The organism is Pseudomonas sp. MAG733B, from assembly GCF_036884845.1.
In the GTDB taxonomy this organism is placed as follows: Bacteria; Pseudomonadota; Gammaproteobacteria; order Pseudomonadales; family Pseudomonadaceae; genus Aquipseudomonas.
The window spans coordinates 4,896,907-4,916,738 of record NZ_CP145732.1; the positions used below are offsets into that span (position 1 = coordinate 4,896,907).

Genomic DNA, 19,832 nt, shown 5'->3' on the forward strand with positions numbered 1-19,832 from the left:
GTTATCTCCCGACCGTCGATTCAGTGAATACCGGCAATGGCTGCTGTTTGTGGGTCAGCGTGTCGCCGGTGGTGTATTGCGGGGAGGTCTTTTCGATCTGCTGGATCACGACTTCTTCGCGTTTCAAGTCGATCGAGCGGCTCAGCCAGTAGTACGCCAGCCCCGAGACGATCAACCCGACCAGCCAGGCGATGTCGATGCTGCCGAGCGCCTTGGCCAGCGGGCCGACGTACACCTCGCGCTGTTCGACGCCGTCGTAGATGTAGAAGAACGGGATCATCGAAATGAAGCCGATGGCGTAGGCGGCGATACCGCGCAGGCCCCAGCTGCCGTAGATGTTGCCGTGGGGCATGAAGAAGTGCGGGATGGCGTAGCGGCCCTTGCGCACGAAGAAGTAGTCGGTGAGGTTGACCGAGGTCCAGGGCACCAGGAAATACAGCATCACCACCAGGTAGATCCCCAGCACCGACAGGCCTTTGCCGGAACTCTGGATGCTCAGCGCCACGCCCAGTTGCAGCAGGATCACGAACGCGATGGCCAGGATGCGCGCCTTGCGGGTGGGTTCGATGTGTTTGATCGAGTCGACGCAGGTCAGCGTGGTCAGCTTGGCGCTGTAGATGTTCATCGCGATCACCGGCAGGAACGCCAGAATGGTGACCACCACCACCGCCGTGCCCATCAGCGGCGATACGGTGTTGCCGACTTGCCCGAGCGCCACCAGCACGTCAGTGGAGTGCAGGTGATCGGCCAGCCAGCCACCGACGGAAATCATCCACGCGCCGGACAACGACGCCCCGAGAAACACCACCGCAATCAACTTGCCGCTGGAGGTGTTCTTCGGCAGGTAGCGCGAATAATCCGAAACGTACGGGGCGTAGGCGATGTTGTAACTCGCCGCGGCCGCGAACTGCGCGATGAAACCGGTCCAGTTGAAGCCCAGCGGTTCGCGGGCCACTTCACCTTCGGCGAGCGCCGGCAACACGGCATCCGGCACCCAGCCCATCACCACCGCCAGGGTCACCAAACCGTACAGCGGCAGCGACAAGTACAACGCCCATTTGAAGCTGCGGTGCATCCAGTCATGACCGAGGATCGCCAGCACCGCCGCCGGAATGGTCACCGCCACCGCGATCACGGCGGGATTGAATCCGAACAGCGTGTGCAGACCTTGCATCATCAACACCAGATTGACGATGTTGAACCCGGCGAACACGAACAGCGTCGCCAGTAGCACCAGGATCACGCCGCGATAACCGAACTGCGCCCGCGACTGGATCATCTGCGGCAGGCCAAGGTGTGGACCTTGCGAACCATGGAAGGCCATGAACAGCGTGCCGAACATGATGCCCAGCGTGCCGGCCAGCGTGGTCCACAGCGCGGTGAGGCCGACGCTTGGGCCGACGAAACCGATGGTCATGGTGAAGAAGGTGAAGTTGCCGAGGAACCAGAACGGGCCCTGGCTCGACAGTTTGTCGGTGCGCTCGTTCTCAGGGATGAAGTCAATGGAATGCCCCTCGACGACGGACTTGTCGTCGAGGGCGGACACGCTCGTGGCTGACTTGGCGTTAGTGTTCATGATGGACTCTTATTGTTGGAAGATCATGACGAGATAACCGCGTTTTTTCGGGTGAACGACTCCCCTGTGGCGAGGGAGCTTGCTCCCGCTGGACTGCGTAGCAGGCCCATTTTCAGGGCCGCTTCGCGCCCCAGCGGGAACAAGCTCCCTCGCCACAGGTTTAGTGTTGCCCGTGCCTACCTGGCGTTGTTGCAGATGCCTTTTGACCGTGGGGGCGCATCAGCTTGGCAGCGTGATCCACACAGCCTTGGTTTCGAGCAGGTAGTCGAGCTGCTCGGCGCCCAGGTCCTTGCCGAACCCGGACTGCTTGTAGCCACCGAACGGCATCGAAGGGTCGAGGGTGCCGTGGGCGTTGACGTAGACCGAACCGGCCTTCAAGCGTGGAATCAGGCTGTGCACCTTGCCGAGGTCATTGGAATACAGTGCGGCAGCCAGGCCATACGGCGAGTCATTGGCCAAGGCCAGCGCCTCTTCCTCATCGTCGAACGGTGCGGTGACCAGCACCGGGCCGAAGATCTCTTCCTGGACGATGCGCATGTCGTTGCGGCAGTTGGCGAAGATGGTCGGCTCGACGAAGAAGCCAGGGCCATCGACCGGTTGGCCGCCGTAGACCAGTTCGGCGCCTTCGGCCTTGCCGGTTTCGATGTACTCGGTCACGCGCTGCTTTTGCAGGGCCGAAACCAGTGGGCCGATGAAGCAGTCTGGGTCCAGGCCCGGAGCCATTTTCAGGGTGCGCGTGTAGGCGATCAGCTCACGCAGGAATTCGTCGTAGACACTGCTATGAATATAGGCCCGTGTACCCGCATCGCATACCTGCCCGGAGTTGAAAAACACACCGTTGGCGACTGCCTGGGCGGCGGCCGGGATGTCGGCGTCGGCACAGACGATAACCGGTGATTTACCACCGAGTTCAAGGGTCAGGCGCTTCATGTCATCCAGTGCTGCGCGGCCGACCGTCTGGCCGACCGGGGTCGAACCGGTGAAGGTCAGTTTATCGATGCCGGGATGGGTGGCCATGGCCGCACCGACCACGCTGCCGCGCCCGGTGACGATGTTGATCACGCCGTCGGGGATGCCCGCTTCCTGCACCAGTTCCGCGAAGCGCAAGGCCGACAACGACGTTAGTTCAGCGGGTTTGACCACCACGGTGCAACCGGTCGCCAGCGCCGCACCGAGCTTCCACGCCATGGTTTGCAGCGGGAAATTCCACGGCACGATGGCGCCCACCACACCGACCGCTTCCTTGCGGGTATAGGCCAGGTAATTGCCCGGCAGCGAAGGTTCGACGGTGCGGCCGTGCAGTTTGGTGGCCCAACCGGCGAAGTAACGCAGGGTATCGATGGTGCCCTGGATGTCGACGTCCTTGGCGAAGGCCACGGATTTGCCCATGTCGATGGATTCGATCTCTGCCAGTTCAGCGGCGTTCTGCTCGATCAGGTCGGCCAGGCGCTGCATCATGCGCTCGCGTTCTGCCGGTTTGGCCTGACGCCAGGCGCCGCCGTCGAACTGCGCGCGGGCGGCTTGCACGGCGCGGTCCAGATCATCGGTGGTGCCCATGGGAATGCGGGTGATCAGGCCTTCGGTCGACGGTTCGATCACATCGGAGGTTTCACCATTGCTGGATTCGACCCAGGCGCCACCGATGAACATTTTCTGGACCTTGCTGAGAAAGGTCTGAGTGGCTTCGCTGACGCCGAATTTCTGCAGGTAACTTTTGACGATCGTGTCCATTTTTATTCTCTCTGCCCGGCAGTCAGGTCCTGCCGGGTTTTTGTGGTTTCGATGTTCAGGCTGGCGTGGCTTCACTCTCGGCCGCCGCCCTTACCTTGCCCCGCTCGTGGAAGATGAAACCGATGCTGTTGAGCAGCAGTTGCGCGGCGAGGATCGAGGTCATGCCGGTCGGGTCGTACACCGGCGCCACTTCCACCAGGTCCATGCCGACGATGTTGCCTTTGCTGCGCTTGGCCAGGGCCTGGATGATTTCCAGCACTTCGTAGTAGAGGAAGCCGCCGTGGCTCGGGGTGCCGGTGCCGGGGGCGATGGACGGGTCGAAACCGTCGATGTCGATGGTGATGTAGTAGTTGATGTTCTGCGGGATCAGCGCCAGCACACCCTCGACGCCGAGGCGACGCACATCGCGCACCGAGAGGATTTTCGAGCCCGCTTCATGGGCCGCTTCGTAGTCGTCGCGGTTGGACGACGAGACGTTGCGGATGCCCATTTGGGTCATGCCGACGATGTGGTTCATTTCCGAGGCGCGGCGCAGCGGGTTGCCGTGGCCGTAGCGCACGCCGTGGCGCTCGTCGACGAAATCCAGGTGCGCGTCGAAGTGAATGATGTGGATCGGGCCGCGGCCTTCGAAGGCCTTGATCACCGGCGCGTGCACCGAGTGATCGCCGCCGAGTACCACCGGCATCACGCCGGCATCGAGGATCTTGCGCACGGCGTATTCGGTGTTCTTGTTACTGGTGACCATATCGGTGTGGACGATGTCGGCATCACCGACGTCGACCATGCGCACGTCCGATGCGGTGAGGTACATCACGTCATCTTCGTGGTCGTAGGCGCCGGCGTGACCGAAGGAAAACAGCGTCGATGCTTCACGAATCCCGCGTGGTCCGAAGCGTGCGCCGGAGCGCCACTGGGTGCCCATGTCGTTGGGCACGCCGAGTACCGCGACGTCGGCATCCAGTGCATCCCAATCGGTGCACACCGGGGATTTGCCAAAGGTGCAATGACCTACGAATGGCAGGTTCAGACGACCGGATTCATAACCGTTGTTCGACATTTCTAGCCTCTCCACTTCTTGTTATCGGCCTGGCGGACTGCAAGGCGACCGCCGCTGGAAAGACTATGGGCGCAGCTTTTCGTGGAAAAAATGCTAAACATCAGATACTCATATCGGCATTACCGATGCATCCCCATGCCGGAGGTCCAAGATGATCCAGCTGCACGATGTCGACCTGAAACTGCTCAGGGTGTTTGCCACGATTGTCCGCTGCGGCGGCTTCTCGGCCGCGCAGGCGGCGCTCAATGCCGGGCAGTCGACCATCAGCGAACAGATGACCCATCTGGAAACCCGGCTCGGGGTCAAGCTGTGCCAGCGCGGGCGCAGCGGCTTCCGCTTGACCGAACAAGGCGTGGCGATTCATGAAGCCACCCAGCGTCTGCTGTCGGCGGTGGAAAATTTCTGCATGGACGCCGACGTGCTCAAGCAGCACATCAGCGGCAAGCTCAATCTGGGGATCATCGACACGACGATCACCGACCCGGATTCGCCGATCCCGCGCACCACCCAGCGCTTCGTTTCCCGGGGCCACGATGTGCACCTGAACGTGTACGTCGGCACCCCGGCGGAACTCGAAGAACGAGTGCTCGACGGCCGCTTGCACCTGGCCATCGGGCACTTCCCGATTCATCTGCCGGGGCTGCTGCAATCACCGCTGTACCAGGAAGCCTTGGGCTTGTATTGCGGGCGGCGTCACCCGTTGCATGGCAGCCAGGCCGAAGGCCAGGAACTGCTCGAAGAAGTCGCGGCCAGCCGCATCGTGGTGCGCGGCTACATGCAGCAATACGACCTCGAACACTTGGGCGTGAGCAAGGCGGCGGCCACCGTGGACAACATCGAAGCCACCGCGATCCTGATCATCTCCGGTGCCTACCTGGGTTTTCTGCCGGAGCACTTCGCCGCGCAATGGGTCAAGAGCGGCGAAATGCACCAACTCGCGCCGAACAGCCTGCGCCTGAAATCGCCGTTCGACGTGATCACCCGGCGCGGCGTGGCACCGCCGCCGATCCTTCAGGCGTTCCTCGAGGACCTGGCAGCCAGCGCCCGTAAAACCGCCAACGGCTAACGTGACGCTCGCCAAATTCAAATTTCGCCCTGCATACTGATTTTAGTTCGCCCACCTTGCAGGCCTGTCATGCGCATCCACGTCACCTTCATCGACCGCGTCGGAATTACCCAGGAAGTGCTGGCCCTGCTGGGCGGGCGCAGTTTCAATCTGGACGCGGTGGAGATGGTGCCGCCGAACGTCTACATCGATGCGCCGACCCTCGACGCCGACGTGATGGAAGAACTGCGCGAAGCCTTTCTCGGGGTGCAAGGTGTGCAAGCGGTGACGGTGGTCGACATCCTTCCCGGCCAGCGTCGGCACTTGCAACTCGACGCGTTGCTCGCGGCCAGTACAGACCCGGTGCTGGCGGTGGATGATCGTGGTCACGTGCTGCTGGCCAATCCGGCGCTGATCGCCCTGTGCGGTCGTGAACCGGCCGGGGAATCGCTGAGCACTTTGTTCGATGATCCTGATTTGCAACGCAGCCTGATCGCTCACCATTTCCGCCTGCCGATGCACGAGGTCAGCCTTGGCGGCCAGACCTTGCTGCTCGACGCCATGCCGGTCACCGATGCCGGCGCCCTGCTCACGCTCTATCAACCGAATCGCATCGGCGAACGCCTCTCGGCGCTGCATCACGATCACGCCGAAGGGTTCGACGCACTGCTCGGCGAGTCGCCGCCGATCCGCGCGCTCAAGGCCCGCGCCCAGCGTGTGGCAGCGCTCGATGCGCCATTGCTGATCCAGGGTGAAACCGGCACCGGCAAGGAACTCGTGGCCCGCGCCTGTCACGCCATCAGCGGACGGCGTGACGCGCCGTTTCTGGCGCTGAACTGCGCGGCGCTGCCGGAGAGCCTGGCCGAGAGCGAGCTGTTCGGCTACGCCCCCGGCGCCTTCACCGGCGCGCAACGCGGCGGCAAACTCGGGCTGCTGGAACTGGCCGATCAGGGCACGGTGTTCCTCGACGAAGTGGGGGAAATGTCGCCGTACCTGCAAGCCAAGTTGCTGCGTTTTCTGAGCGATGGTTGCTTCCGTCGGGTCGGCGGCGATCGTGAGGTCAAGGTCAACGTGCGCATCCTCAGCGCCACCCACCGCGACCTGGAAAAGATGGTCAGCGAAGGGCATTTCCGTGAAGACCTGTTCTACCGCCTCAACGTGCTCAACCTGCAAGTGCCGCCGCTGCGCGAGCGCGGTCACGACATCCTGTTGATGGCCAATCACTTCATGCAGCAGGCCTGCGCACAGATCCAGCGCCCTGTCTGTCGCCTGGCGCCAAGCACCTTCCCCGCCCTGCTCGGCAACCGTTGGCCGGGCAACGTGCGGCAACTGCAAAACGTGATTTTCCGCGCGGCGGCGATCTGCGAAAACCCGCTGGTGGACATCGACGACCTGGACATCGCGCGCACAGCGGTGGAGCGCAAGAACGACGGCGAAGTCGGCAGCCTGGAAGAAGCCGTGGGTGACTTCGAAAAGAACCTGCTGGAACAGCTTTACCGCAGCTATCCATCCAGTCGATTGCTGGCGGCGCGGTTGCAGACTTCGCACAGCGCCATTGCGATTCGGTTGCGCAAGTACGGGATTCCAGCCAAGCCTTAAAACTGACTCAGTCAAAAATGTGGGAGCGGGCTTGCTCGCGAAGGCGTCGTGTCAGACAACATAAATGGTGAATGACACACCGCCTTCGCGAGCAAGCCCGCTCCCACAGTGGACTGTGTTGTTGTTGAACTCTCCGTGTTCAAATCGATACAGCGTAACGAAATCAAGACAAAACCCTGTACGCACTGCAATGACGGCGTCCACGCTTACATCCCTGCCCGACTGTATTGATCTCAATACACACGCAATTCCCCCCGCGTCAAAAAATATCTTCAACCAATTGATTTTAAACAAATAATAAACCTTGGCACCGCCCTTGCTATCACTCCTCCAACCCCACTCGTTGCCCCCCAGCGAGCCTAAAAACAATAAGGAGTTGATATGAGCGAATTGCGTTTCACCGTCGATCACGAATGGTTGCGTCTTGAGAGCAATGGCCTGGTCACTGTCGGCATCACCGCGTTTGCCCAGCAGGCATTGGGGGATGTGGTGTTCGTTCAGGTGCCCGAATTGGGCGCTTTCAATGCCGGTGCTGAAGTCTCGGTGCTGGAATCGGTGAAAGCCGCCAGCAGCATCGGCATGCCGCTGGACGGTGAAGTGGTCGAGATCAACGCAACGCTGGAGAACACCCCGGAACTGGTCAACGAAGACCCATTGGGCGAAGGCTGGTTCTTTCGCTTCAAACCGGTCGATGTCGAAGCGTTGAGCGATTTGCTGGACCAAGACGCCTATGAACGCCTGACCGCAGAACACGCCGACGCTTAAAGCCCCCTTTCCACACAAGGACCACACCATGTTCAGCAAGCACGACCAGATCAAAGGCTACGACGACGAATTGCTGGCGGCGATCAATGCCGAGGACGCACGGCAAGAGCATCACATCGAACTGATCGCCTCGGAGAACTACACCAGCCAACGGGTGATGGAAGCGCAAGGCAGCGGCCTGACCAACAAGTACGCCGAAGGTTATCCGGGCAAGCGCTACTACGGCGGCTGTGAACACGTCGATGTGGTTGAGCAACTGGCCATCGATCGCGCCAAACAGCTGTTCGGCGCCGATTACGCCAACGTCCAGCCCCATTCCGGTAGCCAGGCCAACGCGGCGGTTTATCTGGCGTTGCTGCAAGCGGGCGACACCGTGTTGGGCATGAGCCTGGCCCACGGCGGCCATCTGACCCACGGCGCCAAAGTGAGTTTTTCCGGCAAGCTGTACAACGCCGTGCAATATGGCATCGACACCAAAACCGGGCTGATCGACTACGACGAAGTCGAGCGTCTGGCCGTTCAACACCAGCCGAAAATGATCATCGCCGGGTTCTCCGCCTACTCCAAGACCCTGGACTTCCCGCGCTTCCGCCAGATCGCCGACAAGGTGGGCGCGTACTTCTTCGTCGACATGGCCCACGTCGCCGGGCTGGTGGCGACCGGTCTGTACCCGAACCCGTTGCCGTACGCCGACGTGGTCACCACCACGACCCACAAGACCCTGCGCGGCCCACGCGGCGGTTTGATCCTGGCCAAGGCCAATCCTGAACTTGAGAAAAAGTTCAACGCCGCGGTGTTCCCCGGTGGTCAGGGCGGCCCGTTGATGCACGTGATCGCGGCCAAGGCCGTGTGCTTCAAGGAAGCGCTGGAGCCGGGATTCAAGACTTATCAGGCGCAGGTGATCCGCAACGCCCAAGCCATGGCGCAAGTGTTTATCGAGCGGGGTTATGACGTGGTGTCCGGTGGTACCGACAACCATCTGTTCCTGGTCAGCTTGATCCGTCAGGGCCTGACCGGCAAGGACGCCGACGCGGCCCTTGGCCGTGCCGGTATCACCGTGAACAAGAACGCCGTGCCCAACGATCCGCAATCGCCGTTCGTGACTTCGGGCCTGCGCATTGGTACGCCGGCGATCACCAGCCGTGGCTTCAAGGAAGCGCAAAGCATCGCGTTGGCAGGGTGGATTTGCGACATCCTCGATCACCTCGGCGATGCTGATATCGAGGCCAATGTCGCTCGACAAGCCGCCGCCTTGTGCGCCGACTTCCCGGTCTACCGCGACTGACCACACAACACAAAAACCCTTGTGGGAGCGGGCTTGCTCGCGAAGGCGGCGTGTCAGTCAATATGGATGCCGACTGACACGCCCCCTTCGCGAGCAAGCCCGCTCCCACAGGTTCTGTACCCTGTCGCACAAGGAAAGCACCATGAATGCCAAAGTAGAAGTCGGCACCAAACTGCGCGGCGCAGAAAAGGTCGCGCGGATTCCGGTGAAGATCATCCCCACCGACGAATTCCCGCGTAAACCGGACTGGATTCGCGTGCGCATGCCAACCTCCCCCGAAGTCGACCGCATCAAGCAGCTGCTGCGCAAACACAAGCTGCACAGTGTCTGCGAAGAAGCCTCCTGCCCGAACCTCGGCGAGTGTTTTTCCGGTGGCACCGCGACGTTCATGATCATGGGCGACATCTGCACTCGCCGCTGCCCGTTCTGCGATGTTGGCCATGGACGCCCGAAACCACTGGACGTCGACGAGCCGACCAACCTCGCCGTGGCCATTGCCGAATTGCGCTTGAAGTACGTGGTGATCACCTCGGTGGACCGCGACGATTTGCGCGATGGCGGCGCCCAACACTTTGTCGATTGCCTGCGCGAGATCCGCAAGCTGTCGCCGGGCATTCAACTGGAAACCCTGGTGCCGGATTATCGCGGACGCATGGACGTCGCCCTGGCGATCACCGCCAACGAGCCGCCGGATGTGTTCAACCACAATCTGGAAACCGTGCCGCGTCTGTACAAGGCCGCGCGACCGGGTTCGGATTTCGAGTGGTCGCTGGACTTGTTGCAGAACTTCAAGCAACGGGTGCCGCAGGTGCCGACCAAGTCCGGACTGATGCTGGGCCTGGGCGAAACCGACGAAGAAGTCATCGAGGTGATGCAGCGCATGCGCGAGCACGACATCGACATGCTCACCCTCGGCCAGTACCTGCAACCGTCGCGCAGCCATTTGCCGGTGCAGCGTTTCGTGCACCCGGACGTGTTTGCCTGGTTCGCCGAGGAAGGCGCGCGCATGGGTTTCAAGAACGTCGCGTCCGGTCCGTTGGTGCGCTCGTCCTATCATGCCGACCAACAACTTCATGGAGGTGGAGCGGGTTTCAAGCCATGATGAGGTGTCTGGTCATGCATGGAGCCGTTTGCGATGTCGCGTTCACCCTGTCTGTTGCTGCTGTGCCTGAGCCTTGCCACGCCGTGCATGGCCGACGAATCGAAACCCGAACACATGGTGTATCTGCGCACCATCGATCCGGGCATCGAGCAGGACATCCGCTACGCCAGCGCCCACAACTTCACCGGAAATCCGCTCGACGGTTACCAGGCCGCCGAGTGTCTGTTGTCAGCGGACGCCGCCAAGGCATTGGTCCGGGTACAAAAGGCCCTCAAAGCTGAAGGCTACGGCTTGAAGGTGTTCGACTGCTATCGCCCTGCCCGGGCGGTCGCGGACATGGGCCGTTTCGCCACGGAGCCGGGCGACCCGCTCAAGACAGAGTTCTACCCACGGGTAGACAAGCAGGACTTCTGGCGCCTGGGTTACGTGGCGCGGGTCTCCAATCACTCCCGTGGCAATACGGTCGACCTCACCATGACCGGCCCGAGCGCCCTGCCCGCCGACGCCTGGACGCCCGCCGCCACACCGGTCGATTGCACTGCCGACTATGCCCAACGTTGGCACGATGGCGCCGTAGACATGGGCACCGGGTTCGATTGTTTTGATGAGCGCGCGCATACCGATTCATCACTGATCAGCGCGGCGGCCAAGAACAATCGCCAGCGACTGAGCCGTGCGATGGAGCATGAAGGATTTACCGGTTACGCCAACGAGTGGTGGCACTTCACGTACAGTCGGGACGCGTCGTTGAAGACCGTCATGGATTTCCTCATTACGCCGCTTACGCCATGAAACGCCTGATCGGGGCTTGGTCGTTGCTGATGCTGCTGTTGCCCGGTGTGGCCATGGCTCAAGGACTCGACGGCAGCGATCAGTTGATTGTCGTCACCAGCAAAAACTGGGATGACATCCAGGGCATCGCCCAGCGCTATGAACGGCACGGCGACCGCTTTGAAAAGTTCGAAGCCGCGTTTCCCGTGGTGCTCGGGAAGAATGGCATGGCCTGGGGCCAGGGCCTGCAAATCGTCGATCAACCCCAGGGCCCCATCAAACAGGAAGGCGATGGCAAGGCCACGGCCGGGATGTTCAAACTGGGAACGGCGTTCGGCTACAACGCTTCAGCCAGCACCCGCCTGCCTTATCTCGCGCTGACACCCACCATCGAATGCGTGGATGACAGCCAGTCGGCGCGCTACAACCAACTCGTCGACGGCGCAATCGTGGCGAAAGACTGGAACAGCGCCGAACGCATGCGGCGCAAGGACGATTTGTATCGCCAAGGGATTTTCATCCAGCACAACACCCCGGCATCTCCCGGCGCCGGCTCCTGCATTTTCTTCCATATCTGGCGCAGCCCGACAGCGCCGACCCGAGGCTGCACCGCCATGGCCCCTGAAGACATCGCGCGATTGCTCAACTGGCTCGACCCGCGCCAGTCCCCGCTGCTGGTGCAACTGCCCGAGGCGCAATACGAGCAGTTGCGTGAACGCTGGAAGCTTCCGAAGCGTTGACTTCAGGCCCACGCTTTGTCTGGCGAAACTTGTGCGCCGTCTCCACAAACGGCGTCACGATCAGGCTATAGAGCGTCAGGTAGCGCTCGTGGTCCGCTTCACCGGTGCCGAAGCGGATGGCCTCGGGTTTCGCCTGCGTGACGTAGAGCGTGCCGAACATCCAGTCCCAGAGTGACAGGTTGAGGCCGAAGTTCTTGTTCATGTGCCGAGGCGCATCGCTGTGATGGATCTGGTGCTGCGCCGGACTGTTCAACACATGCTCGACCGCCGGACCGAACGACAGCCAGACATGGCTGTGGCGCAGGTTCGCCGCCAGTGCGTTGAGGATGAACACCATGTAGGTCACGCCGAACAGCGTGTAGCGGCTGATCTCCCCGCCGCAGGCGTACCAGAACACGCCGGCAAACGCGCTGATGAACACGATGTCGATCAGCCGCTCGACCATTTTCTCGATGAAGTGCACGCGACTGGCCGTCACCGGAACCAGCACCGGCGCCGAATGATGGACTTTGTGGAAGGCCCACAGGTAGCGCGAGTGATAAGCGCGATGCGCCCAGTAATGGATGAAGTCCTGCAGCAAAAACACGCCTAGCCCGTAGAGCAAGGACAGCGCCAGGTGTTCCTCGACCTGCACCCGCGCGCCCCACAGGTGAGTGAAAAAACGGATGTAGTCGCCGGAGCGCAGCACGTACGGATCAACGAGCCCGACAACGGGCACCACCAGCATGACTTTGAGGATCGCGCGCACGAAGTAGTAGCGGTAATCGAGCTTCGCCGAAGGGTGAAAATGCACGCGGTTGCCGCCGATGAACTGCCAGAACGTGTGTGCATCGGTCAGCCCGCGAGCCTTCCTGAAACGGAACAGAACGTAAGCAACGGCATAGGAGACGAAGAGGAAAGCCACACAGAGACGGCCATTGAGGTCGAACAGGCCGAGAAACTGCTCGCTGACAGGCGCGATCACCCACCTGAACAGGTATTGGTAGAACGGTGCGAGAACATCCATGAACGGCTGCCCCCTGTGGAAGTGCAAGAATCGCTTTTTGCAGGAGCACGGCTTGCCGGCGATGACGTCCTCAAGATCGCCATCGCCGGCAAGCCGTGCTCCTGCATTGGCTGATCAGCAAGTGTAGACGCTATTGAGGATGTATCTTATTCAGGCCTTTGAACTTCGGCAACGGATATCCCCAATGCCGAGGTCCGGGCCAACAGGAAGTACAGAATCCCCGGCACCACCAGCCCGACAATCCACGAAATATCCACGCCGCCGAGCTGCGCGACCATCGGTCCGGAATAGAAATGGGTGTCGACGAAAGGCAACTGAATCAGCACGCCGACGACATAGACGCCGATGCCCAACAGGTTCCAGCGACCGTAGCGCCCGGCCGGATCGGACAAGGCCGGGATGTCATAACGCTCCTTGTTGATGAAGTAGTAATCCACCAGGTTGATCGCGCTCCAGGGTGTGAAGAACGTCAGCAGGAACAGGATGAAATATTTGAACGAGTTCAGGAACGAATACTGTCCCAGCAGCGCCAGCGTGGTGGACGCCGCGACAATCACCAGCACGAACAGCATGCGCTGGCCGGCGGTGATTTCGAGGCGGCTGCGGAAACCGCTGATGATGGTCGCCACGCACATGAAGCTGCCGTAGGCATTGAGGGTCGACACCGTGACCTTGCCGAACACCACGCTCAAGTACAGCAACGAGGCCATCACCCCGGTACTGCCCAGGCCGACGATGGTCGCCACTTCGTGACCACGGAAATTCGCCCCCGCCAACGCCGCGGCGAATACGCCCAGCACCATCGACGCCTGGGCGCCCAACACAGTGCCCAGGCCGACAGCGGTGAAGGTTTTCCAGGAGGACGTCTTGCTCGGCAGGTAGCGCGAATAATCCGCCACATAAGGGCCGAACGCGATCTGCCAGGAGGCGGACAGGGAAACTGCCAGCAGGAACGTGCTCCAGCCGAAATGACGGTTTTCCAGCAACAGGCCGATGTCGTTGAGGGTCATCAAGCGGGTGAACAGATAGACGAACGCAATGACGCCCAGCACGCTCGCCACTCGCCCGACCAGATGAATCACCCGATACCCGAACATCGTCAGCAGCGCGATACACCCGGCAAAAATCAGGATGCCCGCACTGTCGCTGACGCTGATCAACTGGGCAATCGCCTGCCCCGACAACACCGCACCCGTGGCACTGAAACCGAGGTACATCAGGCACACCAGCACAATCGGGATCGCCGCGCCGTAGACCCCGAACTGCACGCGGCTGGAGATCATCTGCGGCAAGCCGAGCTTCGGCCCTTGCGCCGCGTGCAACGCCACCACCGCGCCGCCCAATACCTGGCCGATCAGCAACCCGATGAGTGACCAGAACACATCACCGCCCAACACCACGGCCAGCGCCCCGGTGACGATCGCGGTGATCTGCAGATTGGCGCCGAGCCACAGGGTGAACTGGCTATAGAGGCTGCCGTGGCGCTCGGCTTCGGGGATGTAATCGATCGAACGGGTCTCGATCAGGGGACTTCGTTGTGGGCTGTCTGTGACCTTGGTCATTATTTTTGTTCTCTTCAAAATTTGAGGCTTCACTCAATCCTGTGGGAGCGGGCTTGCTCGCGAACGCAGTGTGTCAGTCGACACTTATGCAATCTGACACACCGCGTTCGCGAGCAAGCCCGCTCCCACACTGGGTAGTGTTTAGCTGACTATTTTTATTGTTGATTTACAGCCACTTGCCCCACAAACGGCACCTTGGCCCACACCACCTTGCCGCCGACCATCGTCATCAGCACCTGATTGCGCCCCAGTTCATCCTCGGGCACCTGCATGAAGTTCTTGTCCAGCACGATCAGATCGGCAAACTTGCCCACCTCCACTGAACCGACCACCTTCTCCAACTTGAGCTGTTCGGCGGCGTTGAGGGTGATGGTGCGCAGCACCTCGGCGCGGGACAGCGCCGGGTCGGCATTGAGCCTGCCTGCGTAGTTGGGGCCATAGCTGTGCGGGTTCTGCGGATCGCCCGAGCGGGTCACACCGACCTTCAATGCGAGGAACTCGTCGAGCGGATCGACCGGCCAGTCGCTGCCATAAGCCACACGTCCGCCAGCGCGGGCGATGCTGCCCGAAGGTTCCATGCGCGCGAAGCGTTCGACGCCCAGGTGATCGCTGGTGCCGTCAACCGTGGACGGCGCTTGCTGCGCCCATTGGAAGGACATGTTGGCGGTCACGTCGAGCGTCTTGAAACGCCCGTAGTCGGCAGGGTCCACCGATTCGGCATGGGTGATGGTCGGACGAAAGCCGTTGCCGGGCAGTTGCTGGCGCACGTATTCGATACCGTTGAGCGAATCACGCACCGCGCGATCCCCGGTGGCGTGCAGGTGCGGGTCGAATCCGGCCTGCACCGCTTTGAGCAGCAGCGGATTGAGCACCTGCGGCGGGAAATACAGTTCGCCACGGTTTTTCCCCGCCGTCCATTTCGGCGCTTTCTCGGTGCCGGCGTTGTGCAGGTACGGCGTCAGCATGGCCCCGGTATCGGCCGGCGCGTTGATGATGCCGTCCATGAACAGTTTGACGTGGCGCATGCTCACGCCCGGCGCGACCTGGGCTTCGCCCTGATCGTAGGTGGTGGCCAGTGCCTTGGCTTCGGCGATAGTCTTGTTCGGGTCGGCAGTGGCGGCGGCCGGGTCGAGTTTGATCGACAAAATGGCGCGGGCCGTCAACTCGCCGGATTGCTGCAACGTGGTGAACGCCTTGCCATTCTCCGGCCCCGACAAGGCATCGAAGAAACTGGTGATGCCCTGCTGGCGCATGGCGTCGAGCGCGGCGCGGCTCTGGATCAGCTTCTCGGCATCGGTCGCCGGCGGCACCACGGCGGCCATGGTATCCGCCGCGCCGTCCTCGCAGATGCCGGTGGGGTTGCCGGCACTGTCGCGCGCGTACTTGCCGTCGGCGGGGTTGACCGTGTGCTTGTCGATGCCGGCCACTGCCAGACCACGGGAGTTGGTCAGCACGGTGTGGAAGTCGGTGGAACGTACCTGAATCGGCCGTTTGGTGTTGAGCGCATCAAGGGTCGATTTGTCGGCATCGCCGTCGAGGCCGGTCATGCCCATGCGATCCCAACTGCCGACTTCAAGCCACACGTCCTGGCCTTTGTCCTTGTCGGCATCCAGGCACGCCTGAATGGCTTTTTGAAAATCCTTGCGCGTCATCGTCTGGTATTTCAGGTCGCACAAGGTCATGGCCCGACCGCCATCGCCGGGATGCATGTGCGCATCGATGAAGCCCGGCATCAGCATGCGTCCGGCCAGATCGATCACCTGCGTCTGTGCACCGATGAATGAGGCTGCCCCCTCATCGCTGCCGACATAAACGATCTTGCCGCCCGTGACGGCAACGGCCTGCTGCACCGAATCCTTGCCATCGACGGTGTAGACATAACCGTTGCGCATGACCATGTCGGCGCTGGTCGGACTTTGGCTCTGGCTCCCCACCAGCGCCACACAGGAAACGGCCGTTGCACCGGCAACGGCGATAAATAGCCTGGAAAACATCACTGGCCCCACCTCTGTTTTTATAGTTTTTGAAGGGCCCGGCCACACGGCCGCGCAAGCCCTTGATATGCAGGGCATACCCTATAGCGCGCGGTGGCTGGATGGACCTCTGCAAATGAGGAGGGGTCAGGCAAAAAGTGGGGGGGTGGTTATGATTTCCTACGGTTGCGTTGTGCAGGCGGAACCCTGCGAACGCAGGACCGAACCCAGTTCCACCTTGCTCTTCACGCCGAGTTGCAAGTAGCAATTGCGCAGGTAGGTGCGCACGGTGGCCGGGCTCAGGCCGAGGATTTTGGCGATTTCTTTATAGGAATGACCGGCAGCGAACAGCATCGCTGCGGTCCGCTCCCGAGGCGCCAGCACCGCGCCGCGTGGTTGTGTTTCCAGCGACAGGATGACGTGCTCGGCGTTGGGCGTGAGGGTCAGCGCCGAACGTCCCAAGCGCATCACGCAAGGTGCCTTGGGCAATTGCGCGATGATCTCGGCGGGTAGCGTGGAACCGCTCCAGCCGGGCAATTCCCGTTGAATGACCGCGCACAACCCGGCGCCGATATACAGCAAACCGCCGTCCCGCCGCGCCACCCCGAATTCGCTGGCGCCGTTGCCGGTGTCGACGCGGATCATGTCCTGCACCTGGAATCGCCACAGCTGCAACAAGTGATCGCAGAACGCCGAGAACAGACCGGCCTCGTTGTCCGAGAACGCAGGGGCATCGCCGCCACGGTAGAGACAAACGAAAAACATCAAGCCGCTTTCCGGCAGCTCGAAGGTGATGCACATCGGGTGGTAGAGATCATGCCGTCGGGCGAACGCGTCCACGTCGGCATCGGGATCGGTGAAGCCGCTGTCGCGGATGACTTCGCCAGGGCGGCTCAAGGTGTCATGGGAGAACTTGTCGCTGCCGGCACTCTGTTGCCATTCGCCGGCAAACGATTCGGGCAGATCGATGCGCCCGTGCATCCAGCTTTGCGGTGGCGCGCTAGCGTCCGACGTGGACATCTCGCCCCACCACGCCGAAGCGAACGGCACTTGTTGACGCAACACCTGCAAGCCGTCGGCAATGAACTCGGCGGCACCCCGCTCCCGCGCCAGACGCCCCAATTGCAGCAGACAACGGTTGAACGCTTGCAGCATCGCCATCGACGGGTCGATGCCCAGCTGATTACCCTCCTGCATCGTGCCGATCCTGTTCATTGCATGGTCTGTCGTTTCGACCATGCCACAGGCGCCGGGATGGCGTCCACAGGGTCACTGAGCCGAACTGCTCAACTCATACAACTGCGGCCGCCGATCCCGATGCAGATCATTGCGCTCGCTGATGCGCTTGTTACGCGCCTCGGCCAGGTTCAGGGTGGCCAGCAAGATCTGTTCGCCGCCCTGCTCCGCCGGCCCGGCCAATGGATAACCGTCGGCATCGACGATCACCGAGCCCTGCACCCAACCCACGCCGCGCTCGTGACCGTAACGGTCACACGCGGCGATGAACATCCGGTTCACCGAGGCATTGGCCTGCACCCGCAGGACCTCTGCCGGGCGCTCGGTTTGCGGACGTGGACCGTCGGGCCAGTTGACCGGCGCGCACAACAAATCCGCGCCGGCCAACGCCGGAAGACGCACCCACTCGGGGAACTCCAGGTCGTAGCAAATCAGCACGCTGATACGTCCGTGGACCGTTTCGATCACCGGCGGCGCAGCATCGCCAGCAGTGAAAATTTCCCGTTCGGCATCCCACAGATGCGCCTTGCGGTACACCGCGCGCAAACCCTGGGCATCGATCAGCGCGGCACTGTTGGCCAGTTCACCGTTGGGCAAATGCTCACAGAAACCGCCGACCACAACGACGTTCAGTTCCCGGGCCAAGGCTTGCCACAGGCGCAGGGTCGGGCCATCGCAGGTTTCCGCCAGCGCCAGCGCTTCGTTGCGGTCGGCAAACAGATAGCCGCTCTGGATCAGTTCCGGCAGGACGACGACTTGGGCGCCCAGCAACGCCGCCGAACGGATCGCCCGTTCGGTGAGGGTGCGGTTGTAAGCGAGGTCGCCGATTTTCGGTGCCAGTTGGCAGCAGGCGACCACGGTATTCTTGGCAATGTTCAACGCACCAACTCCGCTGTTTGATGAGTCATGGCGACAATGTCCTTTTCGGTAATCGAGTCGATGACCCGGCGCTCGGCGTTGAGGTCCAGCGAACGACTGAGGATGTAATACGTCAGGCCCGACACCAGCAATCCGACCAGCCACGCGATGTCGACGCCTTCGAGCATCCGTGCCAACGGGCCGACGAACACTTCTTTGCCGGCAGCGGCGTCAAAGATGTAGAAGAACGGCACCATGGCCGCGAAGCCGATCAGGTACGAGACGATGCCGCGAAATTGCCAGGCGCCATAGATGCCTTTTGGCGTGAAGAAATGCGGGATCGCGTAGCGACCTTTGCGCACGAAGAAGTAGTCCACCAGGTTCACAGCGGTCCACGGCACCAGGAAGTACAACAACAAGACGAGGAAGGTGTTCAGCAGCGCGATGCCATCACCCTTGATCGACAGCACGCAGGTCAACAGGATGATGCTGATCGCGCTGATCGACAGCACCCGGGAGCGAGGCGTCGGGGTGATTTTCTTGATCGAGTCGACGCCGGTCAGCAGCGTCAGCATGGCGCTGTAGGTGTTGAGCGCGATGATCGGCAGGAAACCCGCCACCGAGACGATCACCAGCAAATTGCCCAGCCCCGGAATCATCGAAGAGCCGACCTGATTCAGCGCCACCAAGGCATCGACAGCTTTCAATTCCTGGGCGAGCCATGCGCCGAGGCCGATCATCCAGCTACCGGACAGTGACGCACCGATGAACACCGCCGCGATCAGTTTCGGGCGGCTGGTGTTTTTCGGCAGATAACGCGAATAGTCGGAAACGTACGGCGCATAGGAAATGTTGTAGCTGGCGCCGATGGCAAACAGTGTGGCGAAGGCGATCCAGCTGAAACCCAGATCAGTCGCCGGTGTGACGCCTTCGGAACCCGCGCCGAACATCAGGGCAATGGTCACCAGCGCATACAACGGAAGTGTCGCCAGCAACGCCCACTTGAAGGCCTTGTGCATCAGGTCATGGCCGTAGATCGACAGCAACGCGCCGACCAGCACCACGGCCACCGCGACGATGGTCGGGTCAACGCCGAACACATGCTGCAGCCCGTTCATGATCAACGAGATGTTCACCACGTTGAAACCGACGAACACAAACATCGTCGCCATCAATGCGAGGATCACCCCGCGATAACCGAACTGGGCGCGGGACTGGATCATCTGCGGCAGGCCCATTTCCGGACCTTGCGAACCGTGGAACGCCATGAAAATCGTGCCGAACATGATGCCCAGCGCGCCGGCCAGCATCGTCCACAATGCCGACAAGCCCAGGCTCGGCCCGACAAAACCGATGGAGATAGTGAAGAAGTGGAAATTGCCAAGAAACCAGAACGGCCCCTGGCTGCTGAGTTTGGCGTGACGCTCGTTTTCCGGGATGTAATCGATCGAGTGGCCTTCGATGGCCAACCCGCTGCTCGCCTCGGCGGCGTGCGCAGAAAGTGGAGACCCTGACATACGATGATT

The 19,832-nt window shown here is 61.5% G+C and carries 16 protein-coding genes; 7 read left to right on the top strand and 9 right to left on the bottom strand.

What is annotated here, in order from left to right; translation table 11 throughout:
• Nucleotide 1 precedes the first annotated feature (1 nt).
• The 3 genes from V6Z53_RS22435 to speB form a co-directional block, all read right to left on the bottom strand.
• A complete protein-coding gene (locus tag V6Z53_RS22435; RefSeq protein ID WP_338581829.1) occupies nt 2–1,576 on the bottom strand; it encodes a cytosine permease in 1,575 nt (524 codons plus the stop codon).
• 219 nt (nt 1,577–1,795) lie between these two features.
• Nucleotides 1,796–3,307, bottom strand: a complete 1,512-nt coding sequence (locus V6Z53_RS22440; RefSeq protein WP_338581830.1) for an aldehyde dehydrogenase family protein — start codon at nt 3,305–3,307, stop codon at nt 1,796–1,798.
• Nucleotides 3,308–3,362: 55 nt separating this feature from the next.
• The gene (gene speB / locus V6Z53_RS22445) at nt 3,363–4,364 is read right to left on the bottom strand and encodes an agmatinase (RefSeq protein ID WP_338581831.1); all 1,002 of its coding nucleotides are present in this window, start codon (nt 4,362–4,364) and stop codon (nt 3,363–3,365) included.
• A 151-nt stretch (nt 4,365–4,515) separates the two neighbouring features.
• On the opposite strand from speB, the gene V6Z53_RS22450 reads away from it, so the two are divergent.
• The 7 genes from V6Z53_RS22450 (at nt 4,516) to V6Z53_RS22480 (ending at nt 11,671) form a co-directional block, all read left to right on the top strand.
• Complete coding sequence (locus V6Z53_RS22450) at nt 4,516–5,430, top strand: LysR family transcriptional regulator (RefSeq protein ID WP_338581833.1); 915 nt, start codon at nt 4,516–4,518, stop codon at nt 5,428–5,430.
• Between the two features lie 69 nt (nt 5,431–5,499).
• Entirely contained in the window at nt 5,500–7,008 is a 1,509-nt protein-coding gene (locus V6Z53_RS22455; protein ID WP_338581834.1) for a sigma-54-dependent transcriptional regulator, read from the top strand.
• A 381-nt stretch (nt 7,009–7,389) separates the two neighbouring features.
• Nucleotides 7,390–7,773, top strand: coding sequence for a glycine cleavage system protein GcvH (gene gcvH, locus V6Z53_RS22460; protein WP_338581835.1), 384 nt, complete (start codon nt 7,390–7,392; stop codon nt 7,771–7,773).
• Between the two features lie 28 nt (nt 7,774–7,801).
• Nucleotides 7,802–9,058 (top strand): serine hydroxymethyltransferase, encoded by a 1,257-nt coding sequence (glyA, locus tag V6Z53_RS22465; protein ID WP_338581836.1) that lies wholly within the window; start codon nt 7,802–7,804, stop codon nt 9,056–9,058.
• A 142-nt stretch (nt 9,059–9,200) separates the two neighbouring features.
• A complete protein-coding gene (gene lipA, locus V6Z53_RS22470; RefSeq protein ID WP_338581837.1) occupies nt 9,201–10,160 on the top strand; it encodes a lipoyl synthase in 960 nt (319 codons plus the stop codon).
• A gap of 33 nt (nt 10,161–10,193) precedes the next feature.
• Nucleotides 10,194–10,952 carry a M15 family metallopeptidase gene (locus V6Z53_RS22475; protein WP_338581838.1) on the top strand — a complete coding sequence of 253 codons (759 nt, stop codon included), beginning with the start codon at nt 10,194–10,196 and terminating at the stop codon, nt 10,950–10,952.
• Entirely contained in the window at nt 10,949–11,671 is a 723-nt protein-coding gene (locus V6Z53_RS22480) for a L,D-transpeptidase family protein (protein ID WP_338581839.1), read from the top strand. The genes V6Z53_RS22475 and V6Z53_RS22480 overlap by 4 nt, the downstream gene beginning before the upstream one ends.
• Here the strand turns inward: V6Z53_RS22480 and V6Z53_RS22485 are convergent.
• The 6 genes from V6Z53_RS22485 to V6Z53_RS22510 all read right to left on the bottom strand — a co-directional run bounded on the left by V6Z53_RS22485 (nt 11,574) and on the right by V6Z53_RS22510 (nt 19,823).
• Nucleotides 11,574–12,677, bottom strand: coding sequence for a sterol desaturase family protein (locus V6Z53_RS22485; protein ID WP_338581840.1), 1,104 nt, complete (start codon nt 12,675–12,677; stop codon nt 11,574–11,576). The two genes, V6Z53_RS22480 and V6Z53_RS22485, sit on opposite strands and share 98 nt — an antisense overlap.
• 146 nt (nt 12,678–12,823) lie before the next feature.
• Nucleotides 12,824–14,239 (bottom strand): cytosine permease, encoded by a 1,416-nt coding sequence (locus V6Z53_RS22490; RefSeq protein ID WP_338581841.1) that lies wholly within the window; start codon nt 14,237–14,239, stop codon nt 12,824–12,826.
• Between the two features lie 155 nt (nt 14,240–14,394).
• Nucleotides 14,395–16,236 (bottom strand): amidohydrolase, encoded by a 1,842-nt coding sequence (locus V6Z53_RS22495; protein ID WP_338581842.1) that lies wholly within the window; start codon nt 16,234–16,236, stop codon nt 14,395–14,397.
• Nucleotides 16,237–16,392: 156 nt separating this feature from the next.
• Nucleotides 16,393–17,409, bottom strand: a complete 1,017-nt coding sequence (locus V6Z53_RS22500) for a helix-turn-helix transcriptional regulator (protein ID WP_338581843.1) — start codon at nt 17,407–17,409, stop codon at nt 16,393–16,395.
• A 72-nt stretch (nt 17,410–17,481) separates the two neighbouring features.
• Nucleotides 17,482–18,327, bottom strand: a complete 846-nt coding sequence (locus V6Z53_RS22505; RefSeq protein WP_338581844.1) for a nitrilase family protein — start codon at nt 18,325–18,327, stop codon at nt 17,482–17,484.
• Nucleotides 18,324–19,823: a cytosine permease gene (locus tag V6Z53_RS22510; RefSeq protein WP_338581845.1), complete on the bottom strand. Its 1,500-nt coding sequence runs from the start codon at nt 19,821–19,823 to the stop codon at nt 18,324–18,326. Before V6Z53_RS22510 ends, V6Z53_RS22505 begins: the two co-directional genes overlap by 4 nt.
• Between the last annotated feature and the right edge of the window lie 9 nt (nt 19,824–19,832).